Annotated in this window: 17 protein-coding genes and 3 tRNA genes; 14 read left to right on the forward strand and 6 right to left on the reverse strand. The window is 63.9% G+C overall.

Going from position 1 to position 18,742, the window contains the following annotated elements; translation table 11 throughout:
- Positions 1-15: 15 nt before the first annotated feature.
- The 5 genes from infB (at position 16) to pnp (ending at position 6,792) form a co-directional block, all read left to right on the forward strand.
- The gene (gene infB / locus U5817_RS08020) at positions 16-2,850 is read left to right on the forward strand and encodes a translation initiation factor IF-2 (RefSeq protein ID WP_407280313.1); all 2,835 of its coding nucleotides are present in this window, start codon (positions 16-18) and stop codon (positions 2,848-2,850) included.
- A 3-nt stretch (positions 2,851-2,853) separates the two neighbouring features.
- Complete coding sequence (gene rbfA / locus U5817_RS08025) at positions 2,854-3,237, forward strand: 30S ribosome-binding factor RbfA (RefSeq protein ID WP_169125534.1); 384 nt, start codon at positions 2,854-2,856, stop codon at positions 3,235-3,237.
- Between the two features lie 6 nt (positions 3,238-3,243).
- Complete coding sequence (gene truB, locus U5817_RS08030) at positions 3,244-4,173, forward strand: tRNA pseudouridine(55) synthase TruB (protein ID WP_407280316.1); 930 nt, start codon at positions 3,244-3,246, stop codon at positions 4,171-4,173.
- A gap of 80 nt (positions 4,174-4,253) precedes the next feature.
- On the forward strand, positions 4,254-4,523 hold the full coding sequence (gene rpsO, locus U5817_RS08035) for a 30S ribosomal protein S15 (protein WP_169125532.1): 270 nt from the start codon (positions 4,254-4,256) through the stop codon (positions 4,521-4,523).
- A gap of 169 nt (positions 4,524-4,692) precedes the next feature.
- On the forward strand, positions 4,693-6,792 hold the full coding sequence (pnp, locus tag U5817_RS08040; protein WP_407280318.1) for a polyribonucleotide nucleotidyltransferase: 2,100 nt from the start codon (positions 4,693-4,695) through the stop codon (positions 6,790-6,792).
- 88 nt (positions 6,793-6,880) lie between these two features.
- Here pnp and dksA read toward each other — a convergent pair whose 3' ends face one another.
- On the reverse strand, positions 6,881-7,306 hold the full coding sequence (gene dksA / locus U5817_RS08045; protein ID WP_169125530.1) for an RNA polymerase-binding protein DksA: 426 nt from the start codon (positions 7,304-7,306) through the stop codon (positions 6,881-6,883).
- Positions 7,307-7,477: 171 nt separating this feature from the next.
- On the opposite strand from dksA, the gene U5817_RS08050 reads away from it, so the two are divergent.
- From U5817_RS08050 to U5817_RS08060, 3 genes are all read left to right on the forward strand, one after another.
- Positions 7,478-7,554: transfer RNA gene (locus U5817_RS08050), tRNA-Pro, on the forward strand.
- A gap of 32 nt (positions 7,555-7,586) precedes the next feature.
- Positions 7,587-7,663, forward strand: a tRNA-Arg gene (locus U5817_RS08055).
- 48 nt (positions 7,664-7,711) lie between these two features.
- Positions 7,712-7,787: transfer RNA gene (locus tag U5817_RS08060), tRNA-His, on the forward strand.
- Positions 7,788-7,861: 74 nt separating this feature from the next.
- Here U5817_RS08060 and U5817_RS08065 read toward each other — a convergent pair.
- The 5 genes from U5817_RS08065 to U5817_RS08085 form a co-directional block, all read right to left on the reverse strand.
- A complete protein-coding gene (locus U5817_RS08065) occupies positions 7,862-8,875 on the reverse strand; it encodes a tyrosine-type recombinase/integrase (protein WP_407280321.1) in 1,014 nt (337 codons plus the stop codon).
- Positions 8,875-9,084 (reverse strand): DUF4224 domain-containing protein, encoded by a 210-nt coding sequence (locus U5817_RS08070; RefSeq protein WP_407280323.1) that lies wholly within the window; start codon positions 9,082-9,084, stop codon positions 8,875-8,877. The genes U5817_RS08065 and U5817_RS08070 overlap by 1 nt, the downstream gene beginning before the upstream one ends.
- Before the next feature lie 312 nt (positions 9,085-9,396).
- Positions 9,397-9,966 (reverse strand): hypothetical protein, encoded by a 570-nt coding sequence (locus U5817_RS08075; protein WP_407280325.1) that lies wholly within the window; start codon positions 9,964-9,966, stop codon positions 9,397-9,399.
- Positions 9,967-10,943: 977 nt separating this feature from the next.
- Positions 10,944-11,825, reverse strand: a complete 882-nt coding sequence (locus U5817_RS08080) for a DNA-binding protein (RefSeq protein WP_407280327.1) — start codon at positions 11,823-11,825, stop codon at positions 10,944-10,946.
- A 75-nt stretch (positions 11,826-11,900) separates the two neighbouring features.
- Positions 11,901-12,263, reverse strand: a complete 363-nt coding sequence (locus U5817_RS08085) for a hypothetical protein (protein WP_407280328.1) — start codon at positions 12,261-12,263, stop codon at positions 11,901-11,903.
- Positions 12,264-13,017: 754 nt separating this feature from the next.
- On the opposite strand from U5817_RS08085, the gene U5817_RS08090 reads away from it, so the two are divergent.
- The 6 genes from U5817_RS08090 (at position 13,018) to U5817_RS08115 (ending at position 18,725) form a co-directional block, all read left to right on the forward strand.
- Positions 13,018-13,524, forward strand: coding sequence for a DUF3577 domain-containing protein (locus U5817_RS08090; RefSeq protein WP_407280329.1), 507 nt, complete (start codon positions 13,018-13,020; stop codon positions 13,522-13,524).
- 393 nt (positions 13,525-13,917) lie between these two features.
- Positions 13,918-14,571 (forward strand): DUF3275 family protein, encoded by a 654-nt coding sequence (locus tag U5817_RS08095; RefSeq protein WP_407280330.1) that lies wholly within the window; start codon positions 13,918-13,920, stop codon positions 14,569-14,571.
- A gap of 519 nt (positions 14,572-15,090) precedes the next feature.
- Complete coding sequence (locus U5817_RS08100; RefSeq protein WP_407280331.1) at positions 15,091-16,188, forward strand: DUF6094 domain-containing protein; 1,098 nt, start codon at positions 15,091-15,093, stop codon at positions 16,186-16,188.
- Positions 16,189-16,361: 173 nt separating this feature from the next.
- Complete coding sequence (locus U5817_RS08105; protein WP_407280332.1) at positions 16,362-16,985, forward strand: hypothetical protein; 624 nt, start codon at positions 16,362-16,364, stop codon at positions 16,983-16,985.
- A gap of 107 nt (positions 16,986-17,092) precedes the next feature.
- Positions 17,093-17,437 carry a hypothetical protein gene (locus U5817_RS08110; RefSeq protein WP_407280333.1) on the forward strand — a complete coding sequence of 115 codons (345 nt, stop codon included), beginning with the start codon at positions 17,093-17,095 and terminating at the stop codon, positions 17,435-17,437.
- Between the two features lie 271 nt (positions 17,438-17,708).
- Positions 17,709-18,725 carry a hypothetical protein gene (locus U5817_RS08115; protein WP_407280334.1) on the forward strand — a complete coding sequence of 339 codons (1,017 nt, stop codon included), beginning with the start codon at positions 17,709-17,711 and terminating at the stop codon, positions 18,723-18,725.
- Positions 18,726-18,742: the final 17 nt, after the last annotated feature.

The following is an 18,742-nucleotide window of genomic DNA, read 5'->3' on the forward strand; positions in this document are numbered from 1 at the left end:
GGAGGGCACTGATCGATGGAACAAATGAGCGTAAACCAGTTCGCCGGCGAACTAAGAATGCCGGCAGCGGTACTGCTCGAGCAGTTGCAGAAAGCCGGTGTTGAGAAGACCAGCCCCGACCAGTTGCTGACCGAGCAGGACAAGGCGCGGTTGCTCGAGTACCTGCGTCGTTCCCACGGCGATAGCCAGCCCAAGGGCAAGATCACGCTTACCCGCAAGCAGACGTCCGAGATCCGCGCGACCGACTCGTCGGGTCGTGCCCGTACCGTTCAGGTCGAGGTGCGCAAGAAGCGCGTATTCGTCAAGCGTGACGAACTCGGTGGCGAGATCGGCGCCGGCGACGTGTCCTCGCTCGAGGAAACGCTGGCAGCGGTCGAGGCTGAAGGGGTGCTGGAGCCGGTGGCCGAGGCCGTCCCCGAGACGCCTCCCGTCGAAATCCCGCCCGTCGTCGAGGTCGAGCCGGAGCCGGTCGTCGAGTCCGCTCCCGAACCTGAACCCGAGCCGGAGCCGGAGCCGGAGCCTGTCATCGAGGCGTCCGCCGAGGAGTCTGCCGAGGAGTCCGTGCAGCCAGCCGTGGCGGAATCCGCCGATGACGTGTCGGTCGCGCCCACCTCCGTGCCGCGTCCGCGTGTTTCCATCCTCAGCGATGAGGAGCGCGCCGCCCGCGAGCGCGAGGCGCGCAGACACGAGGAGCTGCGTGCGCGCCAGATGGCCGACCTGAAAGCCAAACAGGAGCGCGAAGCGGCCGCACGTGCCGCCGCCGATGCCCGCCGCGCCGAAGAAGAGGCGCGTGTCCGTGCCGAAGCCGAGAAACGTGCCGAGGCCGCCAAGCCGGAATCACGCGAGGCCGCCAAGGCACCGTCCGGTACGCTTCATCGTCCCGCCAAGACCGATGACAAGGCGGGTGGCAAGGACGCCAAGCGCGGTGTGCGTGGCGGTGCCGCCGAAGCCGGCGACAGCGCCAAGCGTCGTGGCCTGAAGACCCGCGGTGAAGTCGGCGCCACGACCGGTTCGTGGCGTGGCGCCCGTGGCGGTGGTCGCGGCCGGGGCCAGCAGGATGATCACAAGGCCTTCCAGATGCCGACCGAGCCGGTGGTGCGCGAGATCCACGTGCCCGAGACCATCACCGTCGCCGATCTTGCTCACAAGATGGCCGTCAAGGCGGCCGAGGTGATCAAGGCGCTGATGAAGATGGGTTCGATGGTCACCATCAACCAGGTGCTCGATCAGGAAACCGCAATGATCCTCGTCGAGGAAATGGGGCACAAGGCGTTTGCCGCGAAGCTCGACGACCCGGATGCCTTCCTCGAGGACACCGAAGCCCAGGCCGACGCCAAGGTGGAATCGCGTGCGCCAGTCGTGACCGTCATGGGCCACGTCGACCACGGCAAGACCTCGCTGCTCGACTACATCCGGCGCGCCAAGGTCGCCTCGGGTGAGGCGGGCGGCATCACGCAGCACATCGGCGCGTATCACGTCGAGACGCCGCGCGGCATGCTCACCTTCCTCGATACCCCGGGTCACGAGGCATTCACCGCGATGCGCGCCCGCGGCGCGAAGGCTACCGACATCGTCATTCTCGTGGTCGCAGCCGACGACGGCGTGATGCCCCAGACGCGCGAGGCGATCCACCATGCGAAGGCGGCGGAAGTGCCCATCGTCGTGGCGGTCAACAAGATCGACAAGCACGAGGCCAACCCCGAGCGGGTCAAGCAGGAGCTGGTCGCTGAAGGCGTCGTGCCCGAGGAATACGGCGGCGACGTCATGTTCATCAACGTCTCGGCCAAGACCGGTGTCGGAATCGACAGCCTGCTCGAATCCGTCCTGCTGCAGGCCGAGGTGCTGGAGCTGACCGCTCCGGTCGATACGCCTGCCAAGGGCCTCATCATCGAGGCGCGCCTCGACAAGGGGCGTGGTCCGGTCGCGTCGTTGCTGGTCCAGTCCGGCACCCTGCGCAAGGGTGACGTCATGCTGGTCGGCGCCACCTTCGGCCGCATCCGTGCGATGCTCGACGAGAACGGCAAGGCGATCGACGAAGCGGGTCCGTCCATTCCGGTCGAGGTCCTCGGTCTTTCCGATGTCCCGTCGGCCGGCGACGAGGCGATCGTTCTCGCCGACGAGAAGAAGGCGCGCGAAATAGCACTGTTCCGTCAGGGCAAGTTCCGCGAGGTCAAGCTGGCCAAGCAGCAGGCGGCCAAGCTCGAGAGCATGTTCGAGCAGATGGCCGAGGGCGAGGTGAAGTCCCTGCCGCTGATCATCAAGGCGGACGTGCAGGGTTCGCAGGAGGCCCTCGTGCAGGCGCTCAACAAGCTGTCCACGGACGAGGTCCGCGTCAATGCGATCCACTCCGCGGTCGGTGCGATTTCCGAGTCGGACGTCAACCTGGCGCAGGCTTCGGGTGCGGTCATCATCGGCTTCAATACCCGCGCCGATGCCGGTGCACGCAAGCTCGCCGAGACTTTCGGCGTGGATATCCGCTACTACAACATCATCTACGACGCCGTGGATGACGTCAGGGCGGCGCTGTCGGGCCTGCTGTCGCCGGAGCGGCGCGAGAACATCATCGGCATGGTCGAGGTCCGTCAGGTGTTCCGCGTGCCGAAGGTCGGTACGGTCGCCGGTTGCTACGTGCTCGAGGGTCTCGTCAAGCGTGGCGCGCAGATCCGCGTGCTGCGCGACAACGTGGTCGTTCATACGGGCGAGCTCGAGTCGCTCAAGCGCTTCAAGGACGACGTCAAGGAAGTCAAGTTCGGCTTCGAGTGCGGCCTGTCGGTGAAGAACTACAACGATGTCCAGGAAGGCGATCAGCTCGAAGTGTTCGAAATCCAGGAAATCGCCCGGACGCTTTAAGAGATGCCCAAGGAGTATTCCCGCAGCCAGCGCGTGGCGGAGCAGGTCCGCCGCGAACTGGCCGAATTGATCCGCTTGGAAGTGAAGGATCCCCGCGTGGGATTCATCACGCTCACCGACGTCGAGATCACGCCCGACTACGCCCACGCGAAGGTGTTCTTCACCTCGATGCGGGGCGAGGAGGGGCTCGATGAGATCCTCGTCGGTCTGCGCCGCGCCAGCGGCTTCCTGCGCAGGGAGCTCGGGAAGCGCGTGCGTATCCACACGCTGCCCGAGTTGCATTTTCACTACGACCCGTCCGTCGAGCGCGGAAGCCGCATGTCGCAACTGATCGACGAGGTGGTGCGCGAGGATGATGCGCGCCACAAGGACGATCCGGAAAACTGAGCGGTCTTGAAAGCACAGAAGCAATTCAGGCACCAGCGCCGCGTGCTGGACGGCGTCTTGCTGCTCGACAAGCCGTCTGGCATCACGTCGAACGCGGCGCTGCAGACGGCCCGCCGTCTTCTCAATGCCGCAAAGGCCGGGCATACCGGGACGCTCGATCCGATGGCGACGGGGTTGTTGCCGCTGACCTTCGGTGAGGCAACGAAGTTCTCGCAGATGCTCCTCGACGCGGACAAGGAATACGAGGCAACGGTCCGTCTCGGCATCGAGACGGATACCGGGGACGCCGAAGGGCGTTCGATCGGTGAAGCTCCGGTGTCGGTCTTCGAGGATGACATCCGTGCTGCGCTCATGCGCTTTGCGGGCGAGATCGAGCAGATACCGCCGATGTATTCGGCGCTCAAGCGCGACGGGAAACCGCTGTACGAGTACGCGCGTGCCGGCATCGAAATCGAACTCACGCCGCGTCGCGTCACGATTCATGCGCTGGAACTGCTTGAGTTCGGCAGGGAGAGCTTTCGTATCCGCGTCGCGTGCAGCAAGGGCACCTATATCCGGACGCTTGCGATCGATCTCGGGCGGGCTCTTGGTTGCGGTGCGCATCTCTCGGCGTTGCGGCGCACCCGCATCGGCCCCTTCGCCGCAGGGGACGGTACGGTAACGCTCGGCGAACTCGAAGCGGCGCCGGCGGACGAGCGGGAACGCCTGCTCGCGCCGGCCGACGCGCTGGTGTCGCACTTGCCTGCTGTCGCGCTCTCGGCGGAGCAGGCGGCGGGTTTGTTGCAGGGGCGTGCGGTCGCGTGTGACGGCAATGAGCGCGGTTTGGTCAGGGTGTACGGGGACGGGCGCTTTCTTGGCCTGGGGGAACTGGGCGATGACTGCCGCCTGTTGCCAAAACGCCTCGTTGCAACCGGTACGACAGCACGGCAGTCCTGATAATTATTGAGTTTTTCATGGCGCGTTGGGTATAATCCCACGCTTCTGATTGGCAGAATACGAAAAGAGTAAACACCCACATGGCTCTCGATACCGCATCCAAGGCGCAGATCGTCACCGACTTCCAGCGCGCAAAAGGCGACACCGGTTCGCCGGAAGTGCAGGTCGCTCTGCTCACCGCCCGCATCAACGGCCTCACCGGCCACTTCAAGGCCAACGCGAAGGATCACCACTCGCGCCGCGGCCTGCTCAAAATGGTCAGCCAGCGCCGCAAGCTGCTCGACTACCTGAAGGGCAAGAACGCCGACAGCTATCGCGCCCTCATCGAGCGCCTGGGTCTGCGCAAGTAACTCGCCGACCGTGTCGCGTCTGACAGCGTCGCAAAAGACAAGGTAAGCGAACAAGCCGGTGCGGATCCCGCGGGGTCGCACCGGCTTTGTTTTTGCTGTCGGGGTTGCGTGACCGGGACAGCTTCGCAGTTGTAGTCTGCTGCATACACTCACCTAAAGGATATTCAACTTGCCTACCGCCATCAAAAAGACATTCGCATACGGCGCGCATACCGTCACCATCGAGACCGGCGAGATTGCTCGTCAGGCGGGCGGTGCCGTCATCGTGAACATGGACGACACCATGGTCCTCGCCACGGTCGTTGCGGCCAAGGACGCCAAGCCCGGACAGGACTTCTTCCCTCTTACCGTCGACTATGTCGAGAAGTTCTATGCGGCCGGCCGCATTCCGGGGGGCTTCTTCAAGCGCGAAGGCCGTCCGACCGAGAAGGAAACGCTGACCAGCCGCCTGATCGATCGTCCGATCCGTCCGCTCTTCCCGGATGGCTTCTACAACGAAGTCCAGGTTATCGTCACGGTGCTGTCGCTGAATCCGGAAATCGATCCGGACATTCCGGCAATGATCGGCGCATCGGCCGCTCTGGCAATCTCCGGCGTGCCGTTCAACGGCCCGATCGGCGCATGCCGCGTGGGTTATGCCGAGGGTGAATACATTCTCAACCCGACCGTCGAGCAGCTCAAGACCAGCAAGCTGAACCTCGTCGTCGCCGGTACCGAAGCCGCCGTGCTGATGGTGGAATCCGAGGCGCAGGAGCTCTCCGAAGAAGTGATGCTCGGTTCCGTGGTCTTCGGTCACCAGCAGATGCAGGCAGCGATCCGCGCGATCAACGAACTCGTCGAGATCGCCGGCAAGCCCGAGTGGGACTGGCAGCCGCCGGCCAAGAACGAAGCGCTGATCAATCGCGTCAAGGAACTTGCGGGCGCCCAGCTCGAGGAAGCCTTCCGCATCACGAGCAAGCAGGCTCGTACCGAGCGTGTTAACGAGATCCGCAAGAACGCGATCGCCACGATCACCGCCGAGCTCGAGGTCGCGCCGTCGGGCAACGAACTCAAGGACATTTTCCACGAGCTCGAGGCAAGCATCGTCCGCAGCCGCATCCTCGCGGGCGAGCCGCGCATCGATGGCCGCGACACGCGCACCGTGCGCCCGATCGACATCCGCGTCGGCGTGCTGCCGCGGACCCACGGTTCGGCGCTGTTTACCCGTGGCGAGACCCAGGCCCTCGTCATTGCGACGCTGGGTACCGGACGTGACGAGCAGATCATCGACGCGATCGCCGGCGAGTACCGCGAGAGCTTCATGCTGCACTACAACTTCCCGCCGTTCTCGACCGGTGAAACCGGCCGCATGGGCGTGACGAAGCGGCGCGAAGTCGGCCATGGCCGTTTGGCGAAGCGCGCGCTTGTCGCGGCGCTGCCGGCACCCGAAGACTTCAGCTATACCGTGCGCGTTGTGTCGGAGATCACCGAGTCGAACGGCTCGAGCTCGATGGCGTCGGTGTGCGGCGGTTCGCTCGCACTGATGGATGCCGGCGTGCCGATGAGGGCGCACGTGGCCGGTATCGCGATGGGCCTGATCAAGGAAGGCAATCGTTTTGCCGTCCTGACCGACATTCTCGGCGACGAGGATCATCTCGGCGACATGGACTTCAAGGTTGCAGGTACCGAGAATGGCGTTACGGCGCTGCAGATGGACATCAAGATCCAGGGCATCACCAAGGAAATCATGCAGGTCGCCCTCGCGCAGGCGGGCGAAGGCCGCATGCACATCCTGGGGATCATGAAGCAGTCGCTCGCCTCGCATCGCGGCGAGGTGTCGGAGTTTGCTCCGCGCATGATCACGCTGAAGATCAATCCGGAGAAGATTCGCGACGTGATCGGCAAGGGCGGCGCGGTGATCCGTGCGCTGCAGGAAGAGACCGGCACCGTGATCGAGATCGAGGACGACGGCAGCGTGACGATTTCTTCCGTCAGCGCCGAGGGTGCCCAGCTCGCCAAGGAAAAGATCGACGCCATCACGGCCGAGGTCGAAGTCGGCAAGGTGTACAACGGCACGGTCATCCGTCTGCTCGATTTTGGCGCGATCGTGAACATCATGCCGGGGCGTGACGGTCTGCTGCACGTGTCGCAGATCGCGAACGAGCGGGTCAACAACGTCGCCGACTACGTCAAGGAAGGGCAGGCCGTGCGTGTCAAGGTTCTCGAAACCGACGAGCGCGGCAAGATCCGCCTGAGCATGAAGGCGCTGCTGGATCAGTCCGCGGAGTAATTCTGCAGGATCAAACAAAAGGGACGCCGCGGCGTCCTTTTTTTATCCTGTGTCCGTCCGTGCGCGAGGCACGGCGGAGGCGCAGTGATTACTTTGCGACCTGGCGCTCGCGCATTTCTTCCAGCGTCTTGCAGTCGATGCACAGCGTCGCGGTAGGGCGTGCTTCCAGCCGCTTGAGGCCGATCTCAACGCCACAGCTGTCGCAGTAGCCGTATTCGCCGGCATTGATGCGGCCGATGGCTTCGTCGATCTTCTTGATCAGTTTGCGCTCGCGGTCGCGGTTGCGCAGTTCAAGTGCAATGTCGGACTCCTGGCTCGCGCGATCGTTCGGGTCGGCGAATGCGGTTGCTTCGTCCTGCATCGTGTGAACGGTGCGCTCGATATCGCCAGCCAGTTCCCGTTTTACCGATTCCAGCATGCTGCGGAAGTGGGCCAGCTGCTTTTCGCTCATGTATTCCTCGCCCTTTTCGGGGACGTACGGCGGGAACTGTTTCTGCAGTGTATCGTCCGGCATGACTTCGAGTTCCGGTTGGTAATTGAAAGAAGCGAACTAATATCAGAAACGGATCGAACCGGCAAGAAAAGACGCCGTTCCCCGGCCGATTCGACGTTTTTCCGCGGAGACGAAATTTTCTTCAACTCGCATTTGACGCATCGGGAATGAGTGTGTATTATTCGCGGCTCTCGGGGTGTAGCGCAGTCCGGTAGCGCGCTTGCTTTGGGAGCAAGATGTCGGGGGTTCGAATCCCTCCACCCCGACCAGCTAACCCCGAAATGCCCGCGGGATGGATTTACTGCCCGTAGCTCAATTGGATAGAGCACCGGCCTTCTAAGCCGGGGGTTACAGGTTCGATCCCTGTCGGGCAGGCCAGAAGTACAGGTTTTTTGATTGTAGGATTTTCCTGCAGTCGGAGAAGTGGCGGCATTAGCTCAGTCGGTAGAGCACTGGATTGTGGCTCCAGGTGTCACCGGTTCGATCCCGGTATGTCGCCCCAAAATCAATGAGATACGGCACCCTTCGGGGTGCCGTTTTCAATACTTCGGCCTTTTTTCAAAACTCCCCGCCAATTTATTCCAGCGGCGTTGCCTTCTTGACTCGGCGGCGGTCATAGACTTTTTCGACCATCGCGTCGGACGCATGGCCGGAAAGGGTCCGCGCATCCCGGCCCGCTTCCTTCAGTTCTGTTACTGTCTTCGCGCGCAGGTCGTGGAAGTGGAACCGCTCAGCAAGGATCGGCGGCTCGCCGTTCGGTCCGGGTGCGGTGGCCTTTTCCATCGTTCGCTGCCACGCCGTCTTCCAGCCCTCGACCGTCATCGGTGATCCATCGCGGCTCGTCACGAGCCAGGTGCTCGCAATGGGGCGTTCGAGGTCCTTCAGCGCATCGACCGCAGCGCGAAGTGCAGGCGTCCAGGCGATGCAGATCTGCACCGGGCGACTTCGTGCAGTCTTGCCTTGCTTGACCAGCAGGCCCTCTGCGGTAATTGCATCGCGGCGTAGCGCAAGGAGATCGCCGCGGCGCTGTCCGGTGAGGCGCGCGAGATCCATCATTGCCGCGACGAGGGGAGGGGCGACTTTCTTCACAGCGTCGAATTCCGCGTCGGTGACGTAGCGCGTGCGCGGCATTTCCTTGAACGGCTTCACCTCGCGCACCGGATTGTCGCGGCAATGGCCCCACATGATGGCGTGCCGCATGACGTCCTGCAGCAGGGAGCGTTCGCGATTGGCTCTAACCTTCGACTTCTGGCCGCGCACCTGCATGAAGTCCCACACGTCGGCCGGCGTGAGGTCGGCGGGCTTCATCTGCCCGAACACCTTTGTCAGGGTGGCGGCTTCCAGTTTGTTCCCCGCCTGCGTGCTCGCGGCCTTCTCTGGAACGACTTCGCGCAGGTATCGCCCGATGACGCCCGACATCGTTTCCTTGGGGGCGTTCGTGTTCTCCAGTTCCGCCCACTTCGTGCGCGCGACCGAGAGGTCACGGCCAAGATTGATCCAGCCGCCCTTGGCAGCGTACCAATACGACCGCCCTTTGAGATACATGCGGGGCGGCAGGTTGAGATCAATCTTGCGCGGGCGTCCCATCATCACAGGATAGCTCCGAGATCGGGGCCTTGTCTGCGATGGGCAGATCCAGTTGAACCGCCCATGCGCTTCTCGACGATTGAGCGCAGGACTTTTGGATCGCCAGCTGCATTCTCCTCGTAGGGCCAGCCACGATCCGTGAGCCAACGCTTTTGCAGCGACGGCTTCTGGTAGCCCGTGAGGTTGTGGAGTTCGTCCTTAGTGAGGAACATGTCTTGCCTCTTTTGGCGCTGGCAGTCGCTTCGCCTCGACCGTGTCTTCCAGCACGGTCTTACCGCGTGGCAGCTTGACGGAGTATGGGGGGCCCTTAATTGGGCTACCTCCGGTGTTTGTCACGCGCTGGTAGCCTTGACGAGAAGACCGCCAGGCATCGACTTGGTCGGCATAGTCCATCTTCCCGCGCAGGCCGGCGATACACAGAGCGGTCTTTGCGAAGCCGTCGGCGGCGCCCGTAAGACCGCGTGGCGTCAGGAAGGGGCGAGTCTCACCCGCAGTGTCCGGAACGACATCGAAGGGATGCTGCTTCACGATGCACCGTTCGCGGTAGAGAACGCTCTCCGGTCCTCCTGTGGTCGGAGCTCGTTGTAGCGATCGACGAAGAGGTGCTTCGCAACGATGGGCGCAAGAGGTTGGATTGGTCGAACGAGGGGCGAGATCTGCGTCGTACCGATCCATGCGTCGTCGTGGAGTGGGTCGAGATCGCGCCGCGCGATGGCGCGTAATACGAGATCCGTGTATTTGACCGATGGCGGCAGGCAGGGCGGGGCGCCGAAGTCGGCCAGAATGTCCGCGGTCGTCTGGCTCTCGGCATTGAGGCACGCGGCGATCAGTTTCCTGAGCGCGTCTCCGGCGTGGAGGAGGAGCGCCGCCAGGGCGTCATCGGGCGGCACGATGGTGCTCGCCAGATAGTCGTGCTGCGCGATCGAATAGAAGGTGCGCGCGCGGCCCGCGAAACAGCACGTGCTCGCGAGGACATGGGCGATATCCTCGATGCTTACCTGGCCTAGTGCTGTGTCTCCTCCAAGGTCCTGACCGGCACCGATCCGGCCGCCGGTTCGGCGCATGGCGCGCGCCGTCTGGAATTCATGTTTCATCTGTTTCTCCTTGCTGGCGTTCGTTGTCCGAATGGTCGATGCATGCCAAGGCCGGCCGACGGCGATTGCAGCGGTCGCAAGGCGGGGAATCAGGACGAGACGAAGTCAGAGCGGCGCGGAGCGCCGAGTGACGAGCAAGGAAATGAGCGATTGAGTCGCGTGAAGCGAGAGAGCGAGGCGTCCCCGCCGCGTCTCAAGGAGGGGTGTAGCGCCTTTGAGACGAGCCCAAAAATACCGGCCCGATCGTCGTTTGGCAACTCCCGGCGAAATACCCACGACTGGATGCTGCCGAGGTGTCGCCCACGTTCCTGGTGCGATCCTTGATGTAAGTGGGCACCCGAAGGGCCTTGATATGGCCGCAGGAGAGGCGCTCGGGGAAGGAAAAGCTCGGCGGTGACGAAGGAGTAGGGCACCGTTTGGAACGGGATGCTGAACGATCTCGCCCTTTGGCGAATGTCCAAGGGGCCTGCTGCGTGACAACAAGGCGAGCCGAGGTCGAGCCGTTTCGGCGCTGCGAATTCCTCGGCGACACCGCGAGCGAGGCCTCGATCGCGCGGAATGCGGTGTCTCGAGCAAGACGGCGTGAATTCGCGTGCCGGTCCGACGGTCCTGCGCGATGATCGATCGCGACGCTCGGAAACTCAGCGGCCTCCGGTCCAATGACGTGATCCTGCCGCGCCGCATCCGCCGAGAAGACGGGGGAAGTAGGAGAGCATCGGCCTCCCCTTCGAACAATTTCGGCGAGGCGTCTCCCACCGAGATCGACATGAAACCTTGAAGCTGACCCCGGACCCGAAGGTCGTTCCGGTTGCAGGGGCTGACCGGACGTTGAATATATTCGTAGGCGCCATACGCCGGCTCGTCAAGGGGCCGCTTCACAATGTGCCGATTGCCAGGCTCAGGCTTTCCGTCGACGGTTGGCGGCAAAGGGGTGGTTCCCGTGCGCACGACATCGTCAGCGTCGGCCACATGGACCTTTACGAAGCGCCCGTCACGGCGCTCTGCGCGGTGAAGCCTTTGATGACGTCCAGATGGCCGGCATTCTGTGCGCGTAGCGCTTCCAGCTCGCCTTGGGCCTGAGCCAGGCGAGCGGCTAGGTCGCGGGACTCCTTGCGCACCGCCGACAGCTCTGCCTCGAGGGTCGCGTCACGCCGCTTGTAATCCTGCAATTGACTGTCGAGCGTCGCGACTTCATGCGTGTGGCGCGCCTGGGTATCCGCAAGGCGCTCGGCGAGGCCTGCGGCTTTCGCCTCGGCGATCGCGGCCAGACGTTCGGCATCGCTGCGGGCGGCGCGCTCCGCGTCTACTGCACTGCGTAGCCGTTCGGTCTCCCTTTCGAGGATGGGCATGGTGTCGAGTCGAACCTGTGCCTTGGCCAACTCGGTGCGGGTGGTGTCGGCCGCCAGACGCTCACGGGCTGCTTCAATCTGGACGGCGGAGCGGTCGGCCTCCATCTGCTCGATCTTTCCGGCGAGCGCCGCCTTCTCTTCCTGCGACGCCTGCAGGGCGTTTTCCAGCGTCTGGATGTGCTCGGTCTGACGCTCGCTCTCGGCCGCGAGTTCGTCGGCAGCCGCTTGAATGTCGGATAGCTTGGCGTCGAGGTCGGCACGCGCCGTTGCCCGTTCATGCGCCACAAAATCGAGAAACGCGCGTTGCAGCGCTGGGGGGAGGGTCGAGCCTGTTTCGATCGAAGCGGGCTGGCTGCCTTCCCATCGTTGGAACAGCTTGTGGATGGTGCCCAGACTGCCGCTGCCGTGACGCTCGCGGATTTGGCGTGGGGTGGGCTTGCCGCCGGCGGCTTTGATCCGATCGGCGATGGCCGCCACCTGCTCGTAGGTGATGCTGGCTTCCCGGGGCATGTCTCGTCGTCTCCTGTACGATACGTTACGTACGATTGGCTACGGTACGAATCAAGGTTCCACTCGATCCTCGATTCAGCCTTGTTGATTCTCGTGGTGGCCCCATTTTGCGGACGTCTCAGGTCGCTGGCCCGCCGGTGGCCTTCGTCGGGCCGCCAGATCAAGGGGTATTCGAGCCGCCGATTCGCCGCCCAGTGACGGTCTCGGCATCGGCCTTAGGCTTTCGCACCCGACCCAGTCTTCCCACGCGGTGAGGACTTCACCGTCGATCTCGTCGGGGGCGAGGTCCTCGCGCGCGACCGGTGAGCAGTCGATCCAGCGTATGCGCAGCAGTGCTCCGGTGCGTTCGAGGATCTCGACCCATCCGTGCTCGCGGTGGATCGCCAGCTCGCCCGGCCGCAGGCGGGATGGATGGGTGTTGATGTGTACGACGTTCATATCCCTCACCTCCATGTCAGGGGAATGTCATGTCATCACGGCGCGGAGGGCGCCAAGTTGTGTGCAGTTTCTCGAGCAGGGGAGTTCCATCGGGGAGAGCAATCGGCGCGTTGGACCTTCCCGTGATGGAAGGGGCGCCAGCCCCCTGTCTGGAGGCGTCAAACGTGCAAGGGCAGCGTCAAATGCGGCGCATCAGCATGCCGCCGCAAAGGCGAGAGGTCGTGTGGCCGAAGGGACAGGCGAGGCAAGCACGCGGCGTCCGGGCGGTTCGGCGTTGCCGGACTGAACAGCGTCGATCGGGGCACTGCGCGTCCAGGACACGTTCCGAGGTGAGTCGTGTCCAATCGGAAGCTGGCCGCGAAGGGGCGCCGTCGGACGGAAGAGATGATCCCCGTCCGCGGGACTATCGCTGATCAAACGGCTAAATGCAAGGCGGTTTGACAGGCGTCTTGCTCAGGCTGAAGGTGCGATCGCATCACTGCGCCGCTGTCAGAGCGCAATACGGCGGGTGTGCACACTTGCAGTGGCACGCTGCCATCGGTTCGGTGGTGTTGCCCCCGTTGACGGGACGTGCTCGTGGCGTAGAATCGCTGTCAGCAATCGGCTATTTGGCCGTTGTCCTGCGTCCGGTCAGCCCCTGTAACCGGAACGACCGTCAGGTCTGGGGTTCCGTTTGTGTCACCCACCCGATCGGGAAGATCCTCTTCCCGGTCATGGGATGTGGTCTCCCGATTTTTTTCGTTTGGAGACCGTCATGACCGAATCCAAGCAAGTTGCTTCCAACTCCGCTCCCGAGAAGGAGCATTTCGATCTGCATACCAAGGGATGCGGCTATTTGGGCCGGGTCCGGTGGGTGAAACCGCGCGGCGGCGGTCGTCGAGGCGAGCCTTTTCTTGCATGCGCGATCAATGCTGTTCATGGGTCCGTCACCGAACCCGCGTACACGTACTTCGACCTGCGAGTGGTCGGCGCCGAGTGCACTGAGCTCGTTGAACGCTTCAAGCCGGATGTGCAGCAGGACCGCAAGGTCTTCGTGTCATTCCGCGTGGGCGACATCTACCCACATCTTTACTACGCGGACGTCAAGGATTCCGAGACCGGTGAGCCCGGTAAGGAACCGAGAGTCATCATCAAGGGCCGTCTGCTCTTGCTGACGCACGTCAAAGTGGACGGTGAAACGGTCTTCGAGCGCCCGAAGACCATGGCTGTGCAGGAGTCGGCCGAAAGCATTCATCAGGAACGCAACGGCACCAGCGGGTGATCACCCGGTCAGCCGCTTCAACCCCGGAGCCCTTCATCAAGAAGGGCTCTTTCTCCAGGCCACGGTCTGAAGAAAGAAGCTTTCGTTGTTTTTCCAGCCGTTTTGCACGTTTCGGCAAAAACGTGCGTCGTGCGCCCAGTCAGCCCCTGAAACTGGGACGGCCGTCAGGCCCGGGGTCCGTCGGTAGGGCTTTGCCTGTCCGCTTCGATCCGGTACCGGTCCGGAAACCCGGTGCATGTTTCAAAGCCGGGGCCACCGATCACGTTGGTGGCCCCCTTCTGTCGCACGCGCCGAGGGGGTGACCCATTCGGTGTCCGATTCTCAACCACCCATCGGGGCGCTCGTCCCCTTCGGGTGGGCAGGCCTCCGATGTCACATTCGGAGATCGCGATCGTGAGCATTACCGTCGAAGGGACCCTGAACATCAAGCGTATCAAGGGGGCCAATGGGCCGTTCTGTGTCGGCGACCTGCTGACCGACATCGGCGAGTTTCGCGTCAAGGACCCGATCCTCGATCAGTTCGAAGAAGGGAGCTACGCGGGGCGCTATATCATCCAGCGCATCTTCCCCTGGTCCTACGCCAGCAACGGCCGGCTCGTGCTGGAGATCCGCGCCCGACTCGTCGATCTGCACGTTGATAGCGGCACCGAAAGGAGCTTGCCGGAAGCGCCAATCGAACCCGACCCCGCTGACGAGGTCTTGGCCCACACCGGTGATCCAAGTGTTGGGCATCGCGAGCTGGAGGCAAGCAATGCGGCCTCGACCGAATGCGGGCAGGGGGATGGGGCGCCGCCGGCGTCGTCAACCACGGGGCAGGATGAATCACCCGACCTCGCGCTTTTCGGTGATGAACTCCACACGCTGGTCGCGGCGCGCCAACCGGTGAGGCTCGATCCGACCCTCGATGATCGCCGGCGCTTTCGGGAACAGCGCAACCGCCTGAAGGCCGGACTCCAATACGGCTTTGTGCCGGAAGAGCAGGTTTGGTATCCGGAGGAATCCGACCGGTATCAGGCCTACGTCGCCGCGAAGGCGGACGCATCCTAGAACAATCCCCGCGGCCGACGTCGGCCGCCAGCCCGTCCGCGGGCTTTCCGAATCGAGCTCACTGCGTCACGGGACGAGTGCGTTTCGGAAAGCCCGCGAGGGGCCATGAACAACTGGGCAGCAGCACGCCCGATGTGTTGCGGCATTTGCGTCGGCGGTTTTGCCCCGCGCGCCCTTTCATCGGCACCCACGCCTTCCACCGGGGTGCCTCGCACCCGAGCCACGGGCTTCCAGGGCAATGCGCCTGGGCCCGCGGGTGTGACGAAGGCATCGTTCAAAGCTCGTCCAAGCGGAACCAGCGGGTTCCCATCGTCGGCCTGCACGGGGCAGACCGACGATGGGAGACCGTTTGCGCTGTCAGGCGATCGGCCGGCGGCGTTGCCTGATGCATCAGCCTGTCAGTCCCTGCAACAGGACCGAGCCTATCGCTCCGGGACATCGTCCACCACCACCTGCGGGTCGCGATCGACCCGTGGAGGGTCTGCGTCCCCCGCATGTTCTCTCCGAGGAGAAGATTCCATGGCCCTGATATTCCCGCGCCTCGCGCGCAATTTCATCAAGAATGGCTACTTCCCGACTGACCAGGCGACGCTCGAGCGGATCGTTGCCGCCCTCGATGTGGCGGGCAACGAGCTGCGGATCCTGGATCCGTGCTGCGGAGAAGGTGCCGCACTCCACCGAGTCAGCGAGGCGCTGGCGGAATGCGGTGCCGCTGTTCAGACATTCGGCATCGAGTTCGATGCCGAGCGGGCTTGGCATGCAAAGACCGTCCTGGACCTCGCGATTCACGCCGACATCCAGGACGTCGTCGTCGGGCCCAGATCGATGGGGCTCTTGTTCCTCAATCCGCCCTATGGCGACGCGGTGGCGGATCGGGCGCAGACCGGCGACAAAGGACCGGACCGGCTCGAGAAGATCTTCTTCCGGCGGACCTTTCAAAGCCTCGCGTACGGGGGCGTCCTCGTTCTCATCGTGCCCTACTACGTGCTCGACGCGGAGTTCGCAGGGCTGCTCGCCCGCAACTTCGATCGGCTTCGCTTCCATATGTCGCCGGAGCAGCAGTTCAAGCAGTGCGTGGTGTTCGGCGTTCGGCGCCGCTCGGACCGGCCTGAACCGCGCACCGTGTCGGCGCTCATCGCCGCCGGCAAGGGCGAGGCACTCGACCAGGTGCTGCCCGAGTGCTGGACCGCCGAGCCGTATGCCGTGCCGGAGATTGCAGGTGGGGAGGGTCACTTCCACGCGGTCCGCATCGACGCCGCACAGCTTGCGGCCGAGGTGGCGCGACTGCACCCCCATACGCTCTGGCCGCAGTTCCGGATCCACTTCGGTGGTAAGAAGGGCGCGCACCGCCCGCCCTTGACCGAAATGGGGCGGTGGCATTTGGCGCTGGCGCTGGCCGCGGGTCAGGCTCACGGCATCGTGAGCTCGGGCAGCGGTCGCACCCTGTTGATTAAGGGCGACACGTACAAGGACAAGGTCCGCTCCGTCGAGCTTGCGGAAAGTTCGGACGGGTCCGTCAGTGAAACCGTCATTCTCACCGATCGGTTCGTACCCGTGATACGCGGGATCGACTTCACGCCAGGGCCCGGGTTCGGGTCTGTCGTCACGATCCAATAGGGCAGGGCAGACGCGCTGCACTTTGGTCTGGTGGAGAACCGCTCCGCCTCGCCTTGCCGGCCCTCGGCGCCGGCGCTTTGACCTCCACCGTCGCAACCCGAAGGGGTTCGCTCTCCGAGGCGAGCTCACCTTGGTGTTGTCTTCCAGCCATCTATCATTCTTGGGAGAACACGATGCAGCAGGAAATCGATATGTGGGTGCTCGTGCGACGCCGTGATGTGCCCGTGCCATCGAGCGCCGGCCGCAAACGCTCGATGACGGATCCCGAGTGGCGAGCGGGGTGCCTCGAGTATCTTCAGACTACATTGCTGTGCCACCCGGGCCCTCTTGCGCGGACGGAGGTGGTCTGGCCGCTGGTGTGCCAGGCGCCCGACGAGTCCGAGACGTTCTGGTCGACCCTCCGAGTGGTTCGGGCCAACTTCAACCACGCGCTGGCGAGCACCCTGAATCGCCTGTGCGTACTGCTCCCCGAGGCGGGCGCCGACCAGATGGAGATCCCGATCGGGCGCGACGGCGGCATCGACTGGCCGGAGGCCAGATTTCCGTTGGGCGCCGCGCTTCTCACGCACGTTGCGGAGCGGCTGCAGGACACGCGTGATTCCGCCGCTGCCGGTGGGGCCGTCCACCGCGTGCTGAGCGACCTGGCGCGCCTCCTGTCCGACCATCTCACCGATCAGTCGCCGTTCTTCGATGCGATCGCGCGGTCGGTACGTGTGCCCAGCGACAAGGTGCTGATATCGGCGCTGGCGCAAGGCGAATTGCTCTTGCTACCGGTCCGGCGCATCAGCGATCCGTAGCTTCTCCTGCGGCGGCCGTGCCGCCGCAAGTCCTTTGTCATCATCATCACCCGCCGGGTCGCACACCCGCCGGGTGGGGCGGCCGACGGGACATTCAGGAGCGAATCATGCACAGATCGCGAAACTTCGATCGCGTGGCGGACGAGTACGAGCTCGCTCAGCTTCAACCGCTTCGCGTCGCCCTGATGACGGCCGGTAACCCGGACCTGGGTCAGGATCCCGCACAACCACTGCTCGGCGTCCGGAATCGACTGGTGCCGGTCGCGACGCTCGGCGACGCGAGTCGCGCCGTGTGCCGCTTCATCGACGAGCACAACGTCGGTGGCGGTAATTGGGCGGGCGGACAAGTCCTCGACGGCTTCGGCCAGCAGATCGCCTACGTGAGTTACAACGGGCGGGTGTGGCTGCCTGCGTGCTCGGCGGCGCCTCGACTGACCGTCCACATGCATTGAGAACCCAATCCAAGGAGCCGTCTTCCCCCGCGCCAGTCGGTGCGGGGGCTTTCTTCACTGTCTCGATGTGGCCGTGAAGAAAGCGAGGCAATGGAGAAAGCGACCGCATGAAATTGCCGGCGACTCGATCGAGTTGGCGCCGCGCGCTGTCAGCCCCTGAAACAGCGACGGCCCTTCGGGGCCCGGGGCCTTCGTCCATTCATCCACCCCATCGGGAAGATCCGCTTCCCCGATGGGGGCGGCATCTCCCCATCTCACGAGGAGCTCTGTCATGGAAAACGTCGAAATCCGGTCGCCACGGGCGATTGAGGCGGAACCCATCATGTTGTCGATCGAGGGTTTCTCCGATCTGTACGCGGATGCCTGCGTCCGCGGCGAAGACGGCGAGCTGTTGCTGCTCTCCCTGTATGGACGCGACACCGCCGTGCTGCAGTTCATGTCGGCATTCTCGGTGCGTCGGGATCAGGGCGGCCTGCTCCAGGCGGGGCAGGCGAGCTTCAACCTGACCGAGGATGGAGCACGACACACGGTCTTCGTCCCGGAGCCCGAGCGCCTACAGAAGTTCACGGGCCGGTTCCCTGACCGGAACCTGTTTGGAAGCCTGACTCACACCTGGCTTTACGACCCGGTTCTGATTCGGCCCGACCGACCTGGGGCAACCGCCTGGCTGGTGAGCGACGAGCACGAAGTGCCGCGCTCCCAACTATGGGTCCTGATCCAGGACCTCAGCCCGCTGCCGCTCCTCGACCACTGGCAGGATCCGCTACTCGACGGGTTGGGCGATCGGCTCTGCATGCCACTGAGCCGCTTCAGGTTCCCCCCGCTCGGCAAAGTCGGGGGCGTCCGCGTCACGCTGGAGGATCGCTTCCAGGACATCGTTTCAATGGCCGTCAAGCAGGGTCTGTTGACGCTCGAGGCGGACGACCTGGCCGCCGACGCGGCGGAACGAATCCGGGCGATCGCAGAAGCCTTGCCGCGCGCACAGGCTTCAGTCAAACCCTTGTTCCAACTCGGTCGCGTGGTCATGACGGCAGGGGTCGAACTGCTCCTCGAACGTCATCCGAACCTCGTCGACCGTTGTCTTGGCGCCTACGTGCGGGGCGATTGGGGGGTGAGCTCCGAACCCGAGCAGAACGACGAGGCCGTTCGATTGGGTGACTGCCGCATCTTTGCTGCATATCCGATCGATCCGGCTCGGCCAAGCGCGGGCTACGGCGCCAATACTGTGTGGATCATCACCGAAGCGGACCGCAGCGTCACGACCTTGCTGCTGCCCGACGAGTACTGAGCGACAAACTCACCGGC

Source organism: Aromatoleum evansii (genome assembly GCF_045689615.1).
Classification (GTDB): Bacteria; Pseudomonadota; Gammaproteobacteria; order Burkholderiales; family Rhodocyclaceae; genus Aromatoleum; species Aromatoleum evansii.

What these genes read in the sequence shown, in the direction of transcription:
- infB (WP_407280313.1), top strand. Translation starts at nt 16, where the DNA reads ATGGAACAAATGAGCGTAAACCAGTTCGCCGGCGAACTAAGAATGCCG.
- rbfA (WP_169125534.1), top strand. Translation starts at nt 2,854, where the DNA reads ATGCCCAAGGAGTATTCCCGCAGCCAGCGCGTGGCGGAGCAGGTCCGC.
- rpsO (WP_169125532.1), top strand. Translation starts at nt 4,254, where the DNA reads ATGGCTCTCGATACCGCATCCAAGGCGCAGATCGTCACCGACTTCCAG.
- dksA (WP_169125530.1), bottom strand. Translation starts at nt 7,306, where the DNA reads ATGCCGGACGATACACTGCAGAAACAGTTCCCGCCGTACGTCCCCGAA.
- U5817_RS08065 (WP_407280321.1), bottom strand. Translation starts at nt 8,875, where the DNA reads ATGATGGGACGCCCGCGCAAGATTGATCTCAACCTGCCGCCCCGCATG.
- U5817_RS08070 (WP_407280323.1), bottom strand. Translation starts at nt 9,084, where the DNA reads ATGTTCCTCACTAAGGACGAACTCCACAACCTCACGGGCTACCAGAAG.
- U5817_RS08075 (WP_407280325.1), bottom strand. Translation starts at nt 9,966, where the DNA reads ATGAAACATGAATTCCAGACGGCGCGCGCCATGCGCCGAACCGGCGGC.
- U5817_RS08080 (WP_407280327.1), bottom strand. Translation starts at nt 11,825, where the DNA reads ATGCCCCGGGAAGCCAGCATCACCTACGAGCAGGTGGCGGCCATCGCC.
- U5817_RS08085 (WP_407280328.1), bottom strand. Translation starts at nt 12,263, where the DNA reads ATGAACGTCGTACACATCAACACCCATCCATCCCGCCTGCGGCCGGGC.
- U5817_RS08090 (WP_407280329.1), top strand. Translation starts at nt 13,018, where the DNA reads ATGACCGAATCCAAGCAAGTTGCTTCCAACTCCGCTCCCGAGAAGGAG.
- U5817_RS08100 (WP_407280331.1), top strand. Translation starts at nt 15,091, where the DNA reads ATGGCCCTGATATTCCCGCGCCTCGCGCGCAATTTCATCAAGAATGGC.
- U5817_RS08105 (WP_407280332.1), top strand. Translation starts at nt 16,362, where the DNA reads ATGCAGCAGGAAATCGATATGTGGGTGCTCGTGCGACGCCGTGATGTG.
- U5817_RS08110 (WP_407280333.1), top strand. Translation starts at nt 17,093, where the DNA reads ATGCACAGATCGCGAAACTTCGATCGCGTGGCGGACGAGTACGAGCTC.
- U5817_RS08115 (WP_407280334.1), top strand. Translation starts at nt 17,709, where the DNA reads ATGGAAAACGTCGAAATCCGGTCGCCACGGGCGATTGAGGCGGAACCC.